Consider the following 16,518-nt stretch of genomic DNA (forward strand, 5'->3'; position numbering starts at 1 on the left):
CTCCTCTCCGGCGGTCAGCCCTTCAAGCCGCTGAAGCTCATCGTGGCCACGAAGTGACGCTGCGCCAGCACGAACGCGGCCACCAGCGGCAGCACGGCGACCACGTTCCCGGCCATCAGCGCCGACCACTCGGTGTGCCGGGCGCCGGCGAACGTGGCGAGCCCGAGCTGGAGCGTGTAGCGCGACTCGGAGGAGATCGCGATGAGCGGCCAGATGAGGTCGTTCCAGGCGCCGAGCAGCGTGAAGACCACCAGCGTGGCCAGCGCCGGCCGGGCCAGCGGGAGCACAACCCGGAAGAACACCCCCAGCCGGGAGCAGCCGTCGATGACGGCGGCCTCCTCCAGCTCCTTGGGCAGCGACAGGAAGAACTGCCGCATGAGGAAGACCCCGAACGCCGACGCCAGCCACGGCACGATGGCCGCGCCCAGCGTGTCGATCAACTCCATGTTCTTGAAGAGCAGGAACGTCGGGATCATCAGCACCTGCGCCGGCACCATGATGGTCGCCATGACGGCGGCGAAGGCGAGCCCCCGGCCGCGGAACTCGATCCGGGCGAAGCCGTAGCCGGCCAGGGAGCAGAGCACCACGTGCCCGAGCACCGCCGCTCCGGCCACGACGACCGTGTTGGCCAGCCAGAGCGGGTACTCGTCGTCGGTGAGGATGCGCTCGAACCCGGCCAGCGTGAAGTGCTCGGGCCAGAGCTTGGGCGGGTAGGTGTTGATGTCGGCATCCGGCATGAACGCGGTCAGCACCATCCACACCAGCGGCGCCACGAACAGCAGCGCGAGCGGCATCAGGAAGAGATGGGCGAGGCTGCGGCGCTTCATCGGGCACTCCTCCACAGGACGGCGCCCGACACGGCGAGCGTCACGACGAACAGGACGTAGGCGATGGCCGTGCCGTAGCCCGAGTGGAAGAGCTGGAACGCCTGCCGGTAGAGGTAGAACACGATCGTCGTCGTGGAGTCGAGCGGCTGGCCCTTCGTGGTGGTGTAGACGAGGTCGAACAGCTGCAGCGCGGTGATCGTCTGCCAGATCACCAGGAAGACCGTGGCGGGCCGCAGCTGCGGCAGCACGACGTGGCGCAGGACGTGCCGCCCGGAGCCGCCGTCCACCCTGGCCGCCTCGATCAGCTCGCGCGGGATGTCCTGCAGGGCGGCCAGGTAGACCACGGCGGGCATGCCCACGCCGCCCCAGAGCGAGATCACGACCAGCGTGAGCATGGCCTGGCCGGGGTCCTGCAGGAACTGCATCGGGGGCAGCCCGAGCGCCTTCAGCCCGGCGTTGACGATGCCGAAGTCCGGGTCGAAGACGAAGTTCGCGAGGATCCCCGTGGCCGCCGCCGAGACGACGTACGGGACGAAGAAGCACGTGCGGTAGAACCCGATGAGGCGGATCTTGAGGTTCAGCGCCAGCGCGAGCGCGAGGCCGAGCGCCACCGAGCCGGGCACGAACAGCACGGTGTAGACCAGCGTGTGCCCGGCCGCGGCGGCCAGCTCGGCGTCGCCCAGCAGGTCGCGGTAGTTCTGGAGCCCGACGTACTCGCCGCCGGTGAGCAGGTCGCCGTCGCGCAGCGAGAGCAGCAGCGCCCACACCGCGGGGAACAGGCTGAGCCCGACGATCACCAGCGTCGCGGGGAGCACGAATCCCCACCCGGTCAGCTGGGGCACCCACCGGCGCCGCCGCGCCTGGTGCGTGCCCACCCGGGCCGCGAGAGCGGTCATCGCGAGCGCTCCAGCACCGTGTCGGCCTCGGTGGCCGCCCTGGCGAGGGCGTCCCGCGCGGGCGTGCCGCCGACCATGGCGTGGGCGATCGCGTTGCCGACCTTCTCGGAGAACTCCGGGTACGCGGGCAGGGGCGGCCTGGCCTGCTTGGCGTTGTCGAGGTTCGCGGTGAAGACGTCGATGCCGGGGAAGTCCTTGACGAACTTCCGGTACGCCGGCAGCGCGGTCGTGGCCTTGCGGACGGGCAGGTTGCCCAGGCCGAGCGACCACCGGGCGTCCTGCTCCGGCTGGGTGAGCCAGGTGAGGAAGTCGGCGGCGGCCTTGGCCCGGCGCGAGCCGTTGTCGAACACGACCCAGTTGTCGGGACCCGCGATCGTCTGGTGGTCGCCGTTGTAACCGGGCAGCACCTGCACACCGTAAGGGATCTTGTGGTCGATGAAGTCAAGCAGCGCGTACGGCCCCGCGATGACCATCCCGATCTTGCCGCTCTGGAACAGCGGCAGGAACTTCTCCCCGTTCTGATCGAGATATACGGATTTGTCCTGGCGAGCCATGGCGCTCCACAGGTCGAGTGCCTGCACCGCCTGCGGCGTGTCGAACGCCGACTTCTTGCCGTCCGGCGCCGCGATCGAGCCGCCCTGCTGCCAGATCATCGGCCAGAACCGCCACACCGTGTCCTCGGTCCCGGTCACGGGGTACGCGGTGCCGTACACGCCGGCGCCGGTCAGCTTCTTCGCCGCGACGCGGAAGTCGTCCCAGGTCCAGTCCTTGCTGGGGTACGCCAGCCCGGCCGCGTCGAACAGCTTCTTGTTGTAGATGACGGCCAGGTTGTCGACCAGGGCGGGGACCCCGATGACCTTGCCGTTCACCTCCGACACGGCCCGCTCCGACGGCCAGAAGTCGTCCCAGCCGAATCCGGGGGCCCGCACGGTGGCGGTCAGGTCGTACACCTTGGGGGTGCGCGCCAGGTGCGGCATCCACGTGCCGTACATGTACGCGATGTCGGGCGCCTTGCCGCCGGCCAGGACCGCCTGGACCTTCTGCAGCATCTCGTCCACGTTCGTGGAGCCGACGGCGGGCGTGATCTTCACGTCCGGATGGCTCTTGCCGTACTCGGCGGCCAGCTCCTCGATGACCTTGGCCTGCAGCTCCGTCTGGCCGTGCCACCAGGTGATCTCGACGGGGCCGCCGGCCTCCTCGGACGAGGAGCCGCAGCCCGTCAGCAGCCCGGCGACCAGGACGAGCGCCGCCAGCCCCCTCATGACCGGCTCCTGAGGGACTCCGGCATCAGGTCGCCGTGGGCCTCGAGGAGCGCGTCGCACAGCGAGTCGATCTGCTCGACGGTGAGCGTGGCGGCCGTGTTCGGGTCCGCCATCATGGCGTGCCGGATGTGCTCAGGCCGCCCCTCGGTGACGGCGCGTACGGTCAGCTCGTTGACGTTGACGTACGCGCGGTTGAGCGCCGCGCACTGGGCGGGCAGGTCGCCGACGGCGACCGGGCGGACGCCGAGCGCGTCGGCCACGCACGGCACCTCCACCACGCATCCGCCGGGCAGGTTTCCGACCAGGCCCCTGTTCTGGACGTTCCCGTAGACGACCCGGCTCGTGCCGGTGGCGATGCTGTGGATGATCTGCGGGGCGTACTCCATGGTCCCCTCCGCGGTGATCGGCCGGCCCGCTCTGAGCGCGTCGCGGGTGGCCTCGTACTGGCGCACGTTCTCCTCGCTGATGCCGAGGTACGCGCCCACGGGGATCCGCAGCCGCTCGACCTCGGCCTCGTCGTGCAGGTACCAGGGCACGTACTCGGCCGAGTGCTCGCTGGTCTCGGTCGGGTAGTAACCGAGCCTGCGGTACATGTCCACGCGGACCCGGCGTAACAGGCCGGGGTCGCGGGCGATGACCTCGTCCAGCCGCGGGTACAGGTCCTCTCCCCCGCTCTCGAACCGCAGCATCCACGACTGGTGGTTGACGCCCGCCGCCAGGTACGACACCTCCTCGTGCGGCACCCCGACGAGCTCCGCCAGGTCGTGGGCGGTCCAGTAGATGGAGTGGCAGAGCCCCACCACGTTGCGCACGGGGGTGGCGGCGGCCAGGTACCACACGTTCATGGCCATCGGGTTGGTGTAGTTGAGCAGCCACGCGTCCGGGCACACCTCGGCCATGGCCCGCCCGATCCGGTCCAGTGCCGGGAAGGTGCGCAGGGCGCGGAAGATGCCGCCCACGCCGATGGTGTCGGCGATGGTCTGGCGCAGCCCGTACCGGGCGGGCACCTCGAAGTCGACGCGGGTGGCGTCGATCATGCCGACCTGGATCATGTTGATCGCGAAGTCGGCCCCTTCGAGCGCCTGCCGCAGGTCGAGGTGGGCGGAGATCTTGACGGCCCGCCCGGCGGCGATGACCTGGGCGGCGGCCTGCGCGGTCTCGAGCCGCTCGGGGTGGATGTCGTGCAGCGCCACCTCGAACTCCCCCAGGTCGGGGAAGGCAACCAGGTCCGCCAGCAGGCCCTGGGTGAACTCGACGCTCCCCGCGCCGAGAAAGACGATCTTCACAGCTCCTCCCAGGTGGGCTGGGCCGCGGTGCCACCGGCGGCCCGGGTCGAGAGGGAGCCGCAGGTCACGGCCACCTCCAGGCATTCGCGCAGGCTCATCCCGCGCAGCATGGCGGCGATGAACCCGGCGTCGAAGCTGTCGCCGGCGCCGACGGTGTCCACCGGCTCCACGGGCACGGCGGCGACCCGGGCCAGCTCGCCCGACCGCCACACCAGCGCGCCGTCGCCGCCGTCCTTGACGGCCACGGCGGGCCCCAGCGCGCCCAGCCGCGCCGCGACGGCCTCGAGGCTCTCCTGACCGGTGCCGAACAACCGGCCGGCGACGGCCCGGGCCTCCGAGGCGTTCGGGAGGAAGACGTCCACCTCGCGCAGCACGTCCTCGAGCCCGTGCCACGTTCCCGCGGGGTCGTCGTTGGTGTCCAGCGAGGTGGTCGCGCCGCCTCGCCGCTCCTCCGCCAGCAAGCCCGGCAACCCGGACGTGAGCCCCGGTTGCAGGAAATATGACGACACGTGGACATGCCTGGCCACGCCGCGCGGCACGTCATCCACCGTCAGGTACGGCAGGCAGCCCGGCGAGGTGAGGATGGCCCGGTCCGCCCCGTCGGCCAGCACCACGGTCATGGCCGTGGACCGGGAGTCGGTCACGCAGTGGGAGACGTCCACGCCGCGCTCGGCCAGGGCGCCCAGCACGAAGCGCCCGGCCGCGTCGTCGCCCACGCGCCCGGCGAACGCGGTCCGCAGGCCCAGCCGGGCCGCCCCGCACGCGGTGATCGCGCCGGACCCGCCGAGCACCAGGTCGCCGCCGGAGACGAGCTGCTCCCGCTGGCCGTACGCGAGCTCGCGCGGCGCCCCGGCAAGCACCACGTCGGGGTTGGCGTCACCGACGACCAGCAGATCGAAGTCACCCGCCACGGCAGGCCACGCGGTAGGCGTCGAGCTCGTACTTCTTCTTCAGCGAGTTGAAGTTCTGGGCGTTGGACCTGGCGCAGAAGGCCGAGGTGGCGAGGTTGTACTCGACGTTGAACACGGCCTTGCCCGCCTTGACGAACTGGTCGTAGCCGTAGTCGCCGTTCTGGGCGGTGGTGCACTCGGTGTGCTCCCAGCACTCCTCGTTCAGCGCCCAGTCGAAGTACGGCAGCAGCTGCGGGATCTGCTCCACGTCGTTCTTGAGCGCGACCGACATGCCCCGCCTGTGCGCCTCGTTGGCGAGCCAGGTGTTGTAGGTGAGCTGGTCGGCCGCCTTGAGCGGGAAGCCGCTGTCGTTGCCGTAGCCGTCGACGTTGTCGGGCTCCACGGCGTCGAACCCGGCCGCCTTGCACATGTCGAGCCGGGCCTTCATGATCTGGCCGAGCTTGCCGGTGTACTTGCGGATGTCCAGCCAGCGCTCGCCCGGCCAGTCCTCCAGCGGCTTGCCGAGCACCTCGGCGGGGAACTGGCCGGCGTCCGGGCGCCAGTCCTCGTACGTGCCCGCGCTGATGTAGCAGACGACGCCGCGGCCCGGCCTGTCGGCCTTGAGGGACTTGACGATCGCGCCGTCCTTGGCGGCGAAGCCGTCGATGTCGTACATCTGCACGTTCGGGTACGGCTTCTGCGGCAGGGACGAGAGCTGCCACTGCCAGGACGTGTTCAGCGCGGGCTTCCAGCAGCCGGCGCAGGACACGGGAGCGGGCAGGGCGCCGGCCTTGGCGACGGCCGCGGACTTGGCGGCTGATTGGGCGGCTGATTGGGCGGCGGCTGATTGGGCGGGGACGAGCACGGTGGCGGCGGCGAGCGCGGCCAAGGAGACGAGCGCGGATGGTCGCATGTCACTCCTCGCGAACGGTCGGGTTCGGGATTAGTGGCGATGCGCGCTGTTCCGCACTCTCCGCACCGCGTCCGTGCCAGGGACGCCGGAGTGGCGTGGTCCATAACCGGAGGACTCACGCCAGCACGCCGGAGCGTGCCTCCCTTCTCGTTTGCCGCACAGAATTGCGCATTCCTGCTCTCTTGTCCAGCATTCAGCGCACAAAAGCGTCAAGCTTTGATCCACTCCGCGCATCCGCCGGACACGAACGCCTTGTCCGTGGCCTCGATGGTGACGCTGGCCGGCCCCTTCGGCATGCCGGTCGCGGCGATGTCGCCGGTCGCGCTCCGCAGCCTGGCCCAGTAGCACATCGTGGACCCCGTGATCGGGCCGGTGGTGCGGTAGGTGCCCGGCTGGATGTCCTTGCCCACGATGAGCGTGCGCACAGAGGCGGGGTTGACGGTCGGGTTGACGGCCGAGTTGGCGCCGGGGCCGCTGCTGGTCGCCGCGCTGGGCGCGCCCGTCGACCCTGGCTGAGCCTGGCCCGGCTGGGGCTGTCCGGGCAGCGTCTGGCTGGGCTGTGTTTGTTCGGGCAGCGTCTGGCCGGGCAGCGTCTGGTCGGGCACGGACTGGCCGGTCTGGGGCGGTGACGCTCCGGTGGAGGCTGTGGTCTCCGGGTCCACGGGCGGGCTGTCCTCGACGGTGACCGTGACGCGGGCGTCGGGCTCCTCCGATGACGACGACGTCTCGGACGAGCCGGCTCCCACGAACACCCCCAGCAGGAACCCGAGCAGCGCGGCGAGCCCGGCGACGAGCACGATGATCGGCGGACTGCTCGTCGCGCGCGGGTATTCGGCACGCGGGTATTCAGGGGGAGGCCCGTACATCACGGACCAAGCGTGCCATCCCTGTCAACGATGGAGATAGTCGACGAGCGACGCCTTCTCCGTCTCCAGCTCCTCGATCGCGCTCTTGACCACGTCGCCGATGCTCACGATGCCCACGAGCCGGCCGTTCTCGACCACGGGCATGTGCCTGAACCGCTGCATGGTCATGATCTGCCGCAGCGAGTCGACGTTCTCGCCGGGCCCCACCGTGCGCACCTCTGTCGTCATGATCGCCGACACCGGGCCGTCCAGGATCGCCGGACCGCGATCGTGGAGGCGACGTACGACGTCGCGCTCGGACACGATGCCCTCGATGGTGGAGCCGTCCGTGGAGACCACCACGGCTCCGATATTGCGCTCCGCGAGCGTGGTCAGCAACTCGCGCACCGTGGCCCCTGGTGCCACGGTCGCCACGTCACTGCCCTTGGCGCGGAGGATCGTCCCGATCAGCATCTGCACCACCTCTGCCCCTCAGTCTTCCAAGCCTGTGTCCAGGCAAACAACCCCGCGGGGGCGGCGTCAAGGGGATGCGGGTGTAACGGGGCGGTCACGTTTCGTACTTGGCTGACAAGATGTGACCTGCGTCTCATACCTTTCGCGCAAATTCCCACGAAGTCATCGACTCCCAGATAACCCCTCAGTAGGGTTGCGACTCATCCGTAGGCGGCGGAGGTGGTCATGGCGGTAATGCGCGCGCGGACGGGCGGCCGATGACCCTGTCCGGATATGTCGGACGCCGGGCCGGGTCGGTGCTCGGCCAGGTCGGCGAGCTGTTCGTCATCGTCCTGGAGGGGTTACGCCGGACGTGGGACGTCAAGCGCTGGTGGTGGGAGTTCGTCGAGCAGTGCTGGTTCCTCGCCCGCGTCACCAGCGTGCCCGTCCTGCTCGTGGCGCTGCCGCTCGGCGCCACCGTCGCGCTGCAGGTGGGTGAGCTGGCCAGGCAGCTCGGCGCCAGCTCCGCCACGGGCAGCGCGGTCTTCGTCGGGCTCATCCGCGAGGTGGCGCCGCTGGCCAGCGCGCTGCTGATCTCCGGAGCCGGCGGCAGCGCGATGACCTCCGACATCGGCGCGCGCCACATCCGCGACGAGCTGAGCGCGATGGAGGTCATGTCGGTCAATCCGATCCACCGCCTGGTCACCCCGCGCATGTGGGCGGCCAGCACGATCGCGGTGTGCCTGTGCCCGCTGGTCATCCTGGCCGGCGCGGCCGGCGGCTACTTCTTCAACGTGGTCGTGCAGGGCGTCACCCCCGGCGCGTACTTCGACGGCGCGTTCTCCCTGGTCGTCGCGTCCGACCTGTACGTGACGCTGTTCAAGGCGTGGATCTTCGGGTTCATCGCGGCGGCGGTCGCCTGCTACAAGGGCATGACCTGCGCGACCAGCCCGGTCGGCGTGGGGCGGGCGGTCAACCAGGCGACCGTGGTCACGTTCATGCTGGTGTTCGCGTGCAACTACGTGATCTCGGCCGTCTACTTCCTGGCCTACCCGCCGAGGTCCCTCTGATGGTGGCCCAGTGATGGTGACACGGACTGCCGGTCTCAGGATCGCCCTGCGGGGGCGGGACGTCGCGGAGCGCTTCGCGACGCTGGCCGACTGGCCGCTGTTCGTGTGGAAGGTGCTGTTCTACTGCGTACGCGACGTCGTCCTGCGGCTCAAGTACGTCAAGGTCGTCCTCAGGCAGGTCAGCGACGTCGTGGTGGGCGTGGGGGCGACCGTCATCGGCGGCGGCATGGTCTTCGTGGTGTTCACGATGGCGTTCGTCGTGGGCGCGACCGTGGGCCTGCAGGGCTACCAGGGGCTGCAGGCGATCGGCGCGGAGTCGTTCATGGGCCTGGTGGGCAGCTTCGCGAACGTCCGGGAGATCACCCCGATCATCGCGGCCACGGCGCTGGCGGCGCAGGTCGGCTCGTCGTTCACGGCGGAGCTGGGCGCGATGCGGATCTCGGAGGAGATCGACGCGCTGGAGGTGATGGGCATCAACGCCTTCACCTACCTGGTCTGCACCCGGGTCGTGGCCGCGCTGCTGGCGCTGGTCCCCATCTATCTGATCGCGCTCTTCGCCAGCTTCTTCGCCACCCGGCTGATGTGCACGGTCCTGTTCGGCCTGGCGCCCGGGGTCTATGACTACTACTTCTACCTGTACCTGCCGGTCACCGACATCGTGTTCAGCGTCTCCAAGGTCGCCGTCTTCGCCTTCGCGGTCATCGTCATCCACTGCTATCACGGCTTCCACGCCACCGGCGGCCCGGTGGGCGTGGGCGTGGCGGCGGGCCGCGCCATCCGCCAGTCGATCGTCACGATCGTGCTGCTCAACCTGCTGCTGTCGTACCTGTTCTGGGGCGGCGGCGGCAACATACCGCTGACGGGGTGAGCCGGTGACCCGATTCCAGCTTCCCCTCGCCGCCCGGGTGGGCATCGCCTTCGCCGTGCTCGTGCTCCTGGCCGCGGCCACCCTGTACGTGCTCCGCACCGCCACCGAGATCAGCGGGACCAGGATCGACGCCGTGTTCGCCCGCGCCGGGCAGGGTATGGACCCCGGCTCCCCCGTCAAGATCCGCGGCATCACGGTCGGCGAGGTGACCGGCGTGTCGCTCGACGCCAAGGGCAGGGCCGTGGTCACCATGCACGTCGACCCCGGCGTCAGGGTGCCGCAGTCCACGGTCGCGGCGGTCGAACCGGCGTCGGTGTTCGGCCCCAAGTTCCTCGACCTCAGGCCCGGCTCCGGCGAGAGCACCGGCCCCTACCTGGCCGACGGCGGCGTCATCACCGCCACCGAGGGCCCGCTGGACCTCTCCGACACCTTGGGTGACGCCTACCGCGGCCTGGACGCCGTCGATCCGAGCGAGGTCACCGTCATCGTGCACACCCTGGCCAAAGGCCTGGACGGCGAGGGCGGCAACCTGCGCGAGCTGATCGGCGACGCCGGCACGCTCGTCGGCGTCGCGCACCGGCAGCGCGGGCGGGCCAGGCAGTTCCTGCACGACGCCGCCCTGCTCGGCACGGCCCTGCAGGACAAGGGTGACGACCTCGTCGCGATCTCCGCCGACGTCAACGTCATCACCCCCGACCTGCTCGCGCGGGCCGACAAGGTACGCGCCCTGCTCCAGGAGGTCACCTCCGTCTCCGAGCTCGGCGCGCACGGGCTGGCCAAGCACCGGCAGGACCTGCGGGCCGGCGTGCACTCCGGCGAGCGGGTGGCCGCGCTCATCTACGCCCAGCTCGGCCTGGCCGGCGACGGCGTGCGCGGCCTGAACCGGCTGGTGGACCTGCTCAACGAGCTGATCGAGGCGCCGGGGCCGGGCAACAGCCGCCAGCTCCAGGTGGAGGCGTTCGTCGCGACCGACCTGTGCGAGCTGGTCGTCGGCGCGTGCAGCCCGACCGACGGGAGGCGCTGATGCGGCGCGCCTGGACGTTCGCCCGGTTCCTGCTCTTCGTCGGCCTCTGCGTGACGCTGATCGTGGTGATCGCCATCCAGATCGCCCGGGTGAACACGGACGGCGGCTACCGCTTGGTCGCCGTGTTCGACGACGTGTCGGGGCTGGTCCAGGGCGACCAGGTGAAGATCGCCGGAGCGCCCGTCGGCCAGGTCGGCACGATCAAGGTGGTGGACGGCCGGGCCGAGGTGACCATGGAGGTGCAGCAGGGGGTCACCGTGCCGGCGGACACCGAGGCCGCCATCCGCTGGCGCAACGCCGTCGGCCAGCGCGTGGTCTACCTGATGCCCGGCACCGCGCTCGCCAAGCTGCCGCCGGGGTCGCGCATCACCCGTACCTCCTCCGTCGTGGACATCGGCGAGCTGGTCAGCGACCTCGGCCCGCTCACCCGCAGCCTCGACCCCGACCAGATCAACCAGCTCCTCACCGCCGCCGCCAAGTCGCTCAAGGGCAACGAGCAGAACATCCCAAGGCTGTTCGACAACGTCAACGCCATCACGACCACGGTGAACGAGCGTAAGAAGACCATCGAGCAGCTCCTGAAGGACTATGCCACCGTCACCGGCGTGGTCGCCCGCCGCGACAAGCAGATCGAGCAGCTCGTCGACAACCTCGTCACGCTCTCCGAGGCGTTCGCCGACAACCGGGAGCTGATCGACCGGGCGCTGGTGGAGCTGTCGACGACCGTCCACACCTCCGACGAGGTGCTCGGCAAGAACGCCGACGAGCTCGGGCGCCTGGTCGACAACCTGTCCGGGCTGACCGGCGGCATCAGGCGGCACGTGGGCGAGATCGACAAGACGGTCAGCACGTTCCAGCCGCTGTTCGCGCGGGCTTACCAGACCGTGGACCGCGGCCACTACTTCGTCACCGCGGTCCCGTGCGTGGCGCTGAACGCCGCGCCCTGCCCGTACGGGATGCGGACGCCGCCGCCGCTGCGCAACACCAGGATCCAGAGCACGAAGGACCTGCGGAAGCTCATGGTGGGCGAGTGATGGCGCTCAAATCCTTCCGTGACCGCAACAGGATCGCCGTGGGCCTGGTGTCGCTGGTCACGCTCGCCGCGATCCTCGTCGCCACGTTCCTGGTCGGCAACCTGGGGCTGCTGGAGGGCGGCTACTCCATGTCCGGCGTGTTCGTCGACTCCGGCGGGCTGCGTACGGGCAACGACGTCAGGATCGCCGGGGTGCGCGTCGGCAAGGTCACCGAGGTGCGCGCCGACTACGCGCAGGGGAACGTGATCGTCACCTGGAAGGTGGACGACGGCGTGCGGCTCGGCCGCGGTACCCGGGCCGACATCGCCCTGTCGAACCTGCTCGGCGGCCGGTACGTCAAGCTCACCGGCGCCGTCTCGGCCCCGTACATGGACCAGCTGCCCGAGGGGCAGCGGCGCATCCCCGTGACGCGGACCGGGGTGCCCACCCTCATCAACGACGCCATCAAGGACGCGACCCGGCTGGTCGAGCGCCTGGACACCGACGCCGTGGACGACCTGCTCACCGAGCTCGACAAGGTGGATCTCGGCAAGCGCGGCAGGATCACCCGCCTGCTGCGCAACATCGGCGACCTGTCGGACACGATCAGCAAGAGCCGGCCGCAGCTGCAGCGGCTCGTCGACAACGGCACCCGGATCATGAACGTCCTGGAGAAGAAGGACAGGCAGCTCGGGCGGCTCATCGACGCCATCGAGGTCATGCTGGCCGAGCTGCGCGCGCGCCGCAACGAGCTGCGCACGCTGCTGGGCGACGGCAGCGACCTGGTACGCAGCACGACCCGGCTGATCAACGAGCACGAGAAGACCCTCGTCCAGGTGCTCGACGACAACGCGGCCATCACGACGCGGCTGAGCGGCAGCAACAAGGAGCTCAACTCGCTCCTGGCGTGGGCCGGCCCCACGTTCTCCGGGCTGTCCACGATGGGCGGCCAGGGCCCGTGGCTCGAGGCCATAGCCACGGGCCTCGGCCCCATCAACCCCGAGGTGCTCGGCGTCATCAAGAAGGACAGGAAGAGCGCCCGATGAGACGACTGATGGCGGTTCTGCTGCTCGGGGCGTTCCTGGCGTCGGGATGCACGGTGCTGGGCGATGAGCCGTACCGGCTGGTGGCGGTCTTCCGCAAGGCGCCCTCCCTGTACGAGCAGGCGCGGGTGAAGGTGATGGGCCTCGACGCCGGATATGTCGACAAAATCAGCATTGATGGGGACAAGGTGCGCGTTGACCTGCTGGTCGACCGGCAGGTGCCGCTCCCGGCAGGCGTGAAGGCCGTGGTCGCCCCCCAGAACACGCTCGGCGAGCGGAACGTCGTCCTCTATCCGCCGTGGAAGCCCGGCGACCAGAGGGTCACGCCCGGGAGCACGATCCCGCTGGAGCGCACGGATCTGCCGGTGGAGATCGACGACGCGCTCGACGCGTTCACCAAGCTCACCGACGCGCTCGACGACAGGAAGCTCGGCTCCGTCGCGAGCACCCTGGCCGACGGGGTCAGGGGGCGCGGCAAGACCATCAACAACGCGATCGCCGACACCGCCGAGCTGACCGGCACCCTGGCCAGGCAGGACCAGCAGCTCGTCGATCTGGCCAAGGGGCTGAACCGGCTGGCCACCAGCCTCAACAGGCGGGAGGGCCAGGTGACGGGCGCGATCGACTCCTTCGCCGAGGCGAGCTCGATCCTGGCGGAGGAGCGGCAGCGGCTGCGCACGTTCGTCTCGGGCATGGCGACCTTCGTGCGGCGCGGTGACGTGATCATCGAGCAGTACTCCGAACGGCTCCCGCAGGCCGCGAGCACGCTGGCCGAGCTGGTGCTGACGGTCCGGGCCAACAGCGCGTCCATGGCGCGGGCGGTCAAGGGCGCGGCGGACTTCGCCGACGTGCTCGTCGACTCCTGGGACAGGAAGCAGCACGTACTGAAGATCCGCGTCGTGCTCAACGCGATGACCAGGGCGTGGCTGACGCCGCTGTTCGACGCGCTGAACCTGGGCGACGTGCCGTGCCTGCCGGCCAAGCTGAGCAACTGCCCCTTCGAGCGGCAGGGGAGGCGGCGATGAGGGCCCGCCTCCTGGCCGCCGTCCTGGCCCTTGCGACGTCACTCTCCGGGACGGCGTCGTGCTCGCTGCAGACGCTCGGCGCGACCACCGGGGACATGACCCTGTACGCGGTCTTCGACGACGTGCAGAGCCTGGTGGCCGGGCACAGCGTGCAGATCTCCGACGTACGGGTGGGCACGGTCACCGGCATCCGGCTGGACGGCTACCGGGCCAGGGTGACGATGTCGGTCCAGTCCGCGCACCGGGTGCCCCAGGGCAGCACGGCCACCGTGGCCAAGACGTCGGTGCTGGGCGAGAACTACGTGCTGCTCACGCCGCCCGCCGGCAAGGACCTGTCCACGGGGCCGTACCTGAAGGACGGCGCCACCATCGCCGAGACCTCGGTCGAGCCGGACATCGAGCAGGTCACCGCGAAGGCGGGGCCGCTCATCGAGGCGCTCGGCGCCCAGGACGTGAACGCGATCCTGGAGGCCGCCTCCACCGGGTTCGGCGGGCGGGGCGAGGACGTCAACAAGCTGATCAGGCAGACGGCCGAGGTGACCGACGCCTACGCCGCGGCCCGCAAGGACATCGGCGCCGGCATCGACGCGCTGGCCAGGCTGGGCGACGACCTCGCCAAGGGCAGCGGGGAGCTGGACCGGCTGCCGGGGACGCTGGCCTCGGCCACCGCTCGCATCGCGCACGGGCGCAAGCACGTGAAGAAGGCGATCGTCGCGCTGACGAAGCTGGCCAAGGAGGCGAACCTCACCGTCTACCCGCGGCACGCCGCCCGGCTCAGGAAGCTGCTCCTGGAGCTGGAGGCCATCTCGTCGGCCATGCAGCGGGGCAAGGAGGACCTGAAGACGCTGGTGGCGCGGCTCCAGAAGTTCATCGACGCGCCGCCGGTCACGGTCAACGGGCAGGTGCTGATCTATCTCTGGCTGAAGGGCGTGCTGCTGCCCAAGAAGTCGTCCGGGAACGACCGGGCGCTGCCGAACCGGGTCGAGGACTTCCGCCTGCTGCTGGAGCCGCCACGATGAGAAACCGGATTTATCTGAATTTAGGGTTCTTTGTCGCCCTGGGGATCGTCATGACCGTCTGGGCGTTCAGCACGATCATCCGGCTCGACGCCATCGAGCGGCCGTACCGGGTGTCGGCCGAGTTCGTCTCGTCGCCCGGCCTCATCCGGGGGTTCGACGTGGCCTACCTGGGGGTCCGGGTCGGCAAGATCGGCGACGTGCGGCTGGCGCCCGGCAGGATCGTCGTGGGGCTCGACATCGACAGGGGCGTCCGGCTGCCGAAGGGCGCCACGGCGGAGGTGCGGCGCAAGTCGGCCATCGGGGAGCCGTACGTGGAGCTCTCGCCCCCCGCCACCGGCGTGAACGGCCCCCCGCTCGCCGCCGGCGACACGATCCCGCTGGCCAAGACGTCGGTGCCACTCGACTACAAGAAGCTCTTCGAGGGCGTCGGCAAGCTGCTGAACGCGGTGCCGCCGCGCGACGCCAAGACGATCACGCACGAGCTGGCCGTGGCCCTGGACGGGCGCGCCCCGGCGATCAGGAACATCATCGACGAAGCCCACTCGCTCACCGGCACGCTGGCGGACAACGCCGACGTGCTCGACTCCCTGTCGGTGCAGCTCACCCACCTCACCCACACGCTCGCCGGGAAGCGGGGCGAGCTCGCCTCCGGCATCACGGACCTCCGCACGGTCACGGGGACGCTGCGCGACTCCCGCGCCGACCTGAACACCTTCCTCGACCGGGGGCCGGGGGTCTTCGCCCGGCTGGACACGGCGATCAAGAAGTCGCGGCCGGGGTTCTCGTGCCTGCTGACGGCGGCGGGGCTGCCGCACCAGCCGGTGTTCTCGCCGGCGACCGAGCGGAACGTGCACCACCTGCTCAGCATCATGCCCACCGCGCTCAGCCTGGCGGACGACATCAGTGACCGGACCGGCGACACGGTCTACGGGCGGGCGGCGTTCATCTTCAGCGTGCCGGGCGGGCCGACCCCCGCCGAGGAGTACGCGAGCGCCGTCGGGCCGCCCGCCGTGCCCGCGCTGCGCTCCTGCCCCGCCCCCTCCCGTTCCGGGGACTCCGGCGAGTCCGAAGACCCGGATCGTACGCATGACCGCCAGGACGCCGCCGCACCGGCGGACACTCCGTCCTCCGCCGCCTCCGCTCGCCCCGTGGCGAAGGAGACCGAGAAATCGAAGAAGAGCCCGGAGGCCACCGCGTCGCCCAGCGGCGTGGCGGCCACCGGCCCCGCGTCCCCCGTCCCGCCGAACACCACCCCGCTGGTTGCCGGGATATTCCTCGCGGTGGTGGCCGTCGGTGGGATCGTGGGCTGGATCGCGACGGGCCGGGCCGCCCGCCGCCGTGAGGAGTCGTGATGACCACCAAGCCGGACCTCGCCGAGGAGACCCGCGCCGAAGAGGCCCAGCCCCAGTCCGCCGAACCCGCCGGCCCCGAAGACAAGCAGGACAAGGCGCGGGATGAGGAGCAGCCGACCGCGGTGAGTCCGGCCTCCGGGGCAGAGGCGAGCGGCGTCAAGGGCCGGCAGGGCATCACGCGGGCCAGGATCCTGGGAACGCTGGCGGCGATGCTGGTGGCCGCGCTCGCCGCCACCGCCGTCCTGCAGTGGATCTCCGCCTCCCGGGCCGAGGACGCGCGCGCCAGGCTCGAGGCCGAGCGCGCGCTGCGACTGGAGGTGTCGGGAGCGGCCAACGCGTTCAGCAGGGCCCTGCTCAGCTACGACTACCGCAACCTCCAGAGCACCCGGTCGACCCTCGCCGCCCAGGCCACGGGCGACTTCCTGGCCACGTACGACGCGGCGTTCGGCGGCGCGATGGCGCAGGTGATCGTGAAGCTCAAGGCCACCTCGCAGGCCACGGTACGCGAGGTCTACCTGGCCGACGTGGACGAGGCCACCGCGCACGCCATCGTCGTCGTCGACCAGCAGGTGAACACTTCCGAGGCGATCCGCTCCGTCAAGGACTCGCACCTTAAGATCAGTCTTGTGAAGGAGAAGGGGATCTGGAAGATCCATGACGTGACCGTGCTCGGCGCGGCCTCGGAGGATCAGTACAACCTCACCGGCGACAAGAAGAAGGACTGACCATCGG

17 protein-coding genes are annotated in these 16,518 nt (G+C 70.3%); 9 read left to right on the top strand and 8 right to left on the bottom strand.

Going from position 1 to position 16,518, the window contains the following annotated elements; genetic code table 11:
• Positions 1-14: 14 nt before the first annotated feature.
• The 8 genes from AB0H84_RS04635 to AB0H84_RS04670 all read right to left on the bottom strand — a co-directional run bounded on the left by AB0H84_RS04635 (position 15) and on the right by AB0H84_RS04670 (position 7,393).
• Complete coding sequence (locus AB0H84_RS04635; protein ID WP_357598100.1) at positions 15-827, bottom strand: carbohydrate ABC transporter permease; 813 nt, start codon at positions 825-827, stop codon at positions 15-17.
• The gene (locus AB0H84_RS04640) at positions 824-1,723 is read right to left on the bottom strand and encodes a sugar ABC transporter permease (protein ID WP_357598103.1); all 900 of its coding nucleotides are present in this window, start codon (positions 1,721-1,723) and stop codon (positions 824-826) included. Before AB0H84_RS04640 ends, AB0H84_RS04635 begins: the two co-directional genes overlap by 4 nt.
• On the bottom strand, positions 1,720-2,985 hold the full coding sequence (locus tag AB0H84_RS04645; RefSeq protein ID WP_357598106.1) for an ABC transporter substrate-binding protein: 1,266 nt from the start codon (positions 2,983-2,985) through the stop codon (positions 1,720-1,722). The genes AB0H84_RS04640 and AB0H84_RS04645 overlap by 4 nt, the downstream gene beginning before the upstream one ends.
• On the bottom strand, positions 2,982-4,271 hold the full coding sequence (locus AB0H84_RS04650) for an alpha-glucosidase/alpha-galactosidase (RefSeq protein ID WP_357598109.1): 1,290 nt from the start codon (positions 4,269-4,271) through the stop codon (positions 2,982-2,984). Before AB0H84_RS04650 ends, AB0H84_RS04645 begins: the two co-directional genes overlap by 4 nt.
• Positions 4,268-5,182, bottom strand: coding sequence for a carbohydrate kinase family protein (locus AB0H84_RS04655; protein WP_357598112.1), 915 nt, complete (start codon positions 5,180-5,182; stop codon positions 4,268-4,270). Before AB0H84_RS04655 ends, AB0H84_RS04650 begins: the two co-directional genes overlap by 4 nt.
• Complete coding sequence (locus AB0H84_RS04660; protein WP_357598115.1) at positions 5,172-6,074, bottom strand: endo alpha-1,4 polygalactosaminidase; 903 nt, start codon at positions 6,072-6,074, stop codon at positions 5,172-5,174. The genes AB0H84_RS04655 and AB0H84_RS04660 overlap by 11 nt, the downstream gene beginning before the upstream one ends.
• 209 nt (positions 6,075-6,283) lie before the next feature.
• Complete coding sequence (locus AB0H84_RS04665) at positions 6,284-6,943, bottom strand: hypothetical protein (protein WP_357598118.1); 660 nt, start codon at positions 6,941-6,943, stop codon at positions 6,284-6,286.
• A 21-nt stretch (positions 6,944-6,964) separates the two neighbouring features.
• Positions 6,965-7,393 carry a CBS domain-containing protein gene (locus AB0H84_RS04670; RefSeq protein ID WP_357598121.1) on the bottom strand — a complete coding sequence of 143 codons (429 nt, stop codon included), beginning with the start codon at positions 7,391-7,393 and terminating at the stop codon, positions 6,965-6,967.
• Positions 7,394-7,650: 257 nt separating this feature from the next.
• Between AB0H84_RS04670 and AB0H84_RS04675 the strand changes: the two genes are divergently transcribed.
• From AB0H84_RS04675 to AB0H84_RS04715, 9 genes are read left to right on the top strand one after another with little or no spacing between them, the layout of a single operon-like run.
• The gene (locus AB0H84_RS04675; protein WP_357598124.1) at positions 7,651-8,442 is read left to right on the top strand and encodes an ABC transporter permease; all 792 of its coding nucleotides are present in this window, start codon (positions 7,651-7,653) and stop codon (positions 8,440-8,442) included.
• Between the two features lie 13 nt (positions 8,443-8,455).
• Positions 8,456-9,310: an ABC transporter permease gene (locus AB0H84_RS04680; protein WP_357598126.1), complete on the top strand. Its 855-nt coding sequence runs from the start codon at positions 8,456-8,458 to the stop codon at positions 9,308-9,310.
• 4 nt (positions 9,311-9,314) lie between these two features.
• Positions 9,315-10,334, top strand: a complete 1,020-nt coding sequence (locus tag AB0H84_RS04685) for an MlaD family protein (RefSeq protein ID WP_357598129.1) — start codon at positions 9,315-9,317, stop codon at positions 10,332-10,334.
• Complete coding sequence (locus AB0H84_RS04690; protein ID WP_357598132.1) at positions 10,307-11,368, top strand: MCE family protein; 1,062 nt, start codon at positions 10,307-10,309, stop codon at positions 11,366-11,368. Before AB0H84_RS04685 ends, AB0H84_RS04690 begins: the two co-directional genes overlap by 28 nt.
• Complete coding sequence (locus AB0H84_RS04695; RefSeq protein WP_357598135.1) at positions 11,368-12,393, top strand: MlaD family protein; 1,026 nt, start codon at positions 11,368-11,370, stop codon at positions 12,391-12,393. Before AB0H84_RS04690 ends, AB0H84_RS04695 begins: the two co-directional genes overlap by 1 nt.
• A complete protein-coding gene (locus tag AB0H84_RS04700) occupies positions 12,390-13,415 on the top strand; it encodes an MCE family protein (protein WP_357598138.1) in 1,026 nt (341 codons plus the stop codon). The genes AB0H84_RS04695 and AB0H84_RS04700 overlap by 4 nt, the downstream gene beginning before the upstream one ends.
• On the top strand, positions 13,412-14,434 hold the full coding sequence (locus AB0H84_RS04705; protein WP_357598141.1) for an MCE family protein: 1,023 nt from the start codon (positions 13,412-13,414) through the stop codon (positions 14,432-14,434). The genes AB0H84_RS04700 and AB0H84_RS04705 overlap by 4 nt, the downstream gene beginning before the upstream one ends.
• Positions 14,431-15,786 carry an MCE family protein gene (locus AB0H84_RS04710; protein ID WP_357598144.1) on the top strand — a complete coding sequence of 452 codons (1,356 nt, stop codon included), beginning with the start codon at positions 14,431-14,433 and terminating at the stop codon, positions 15,784-15,786. The genes AB0H84_RS04705 and AB0H84_RS04710 overlap by 4 nt, the downstream gene beginning before the upstream one ends.
• Positions 15,786-16,511, top strand: coding sequence for a hypothetical protein (locus tag AB0H84_RS04715; RefSeq protein WP_357598147.1), 726 nt, complete (start codon positions 15,786-15,788; stop codon positions 16,509-16,511). The genes AB0H84_RS04710 and AB0H84_RS04715 overlap by 1 nt, the downstream gene beginning before the upstream one ends.
• The last annotated feature ends 7 nt before the right edge of the window (positions 16,512-16,518 follow it).

It is taken from the genome of Nonomuraea sp. NPDC050786 (assembly GCF_040654115.1).
Lineage (GTDB): Bacteria > Actinomycetota > Actinomycetes > Streptosporangiales > Streptosporangiaceae > Nonomuraea.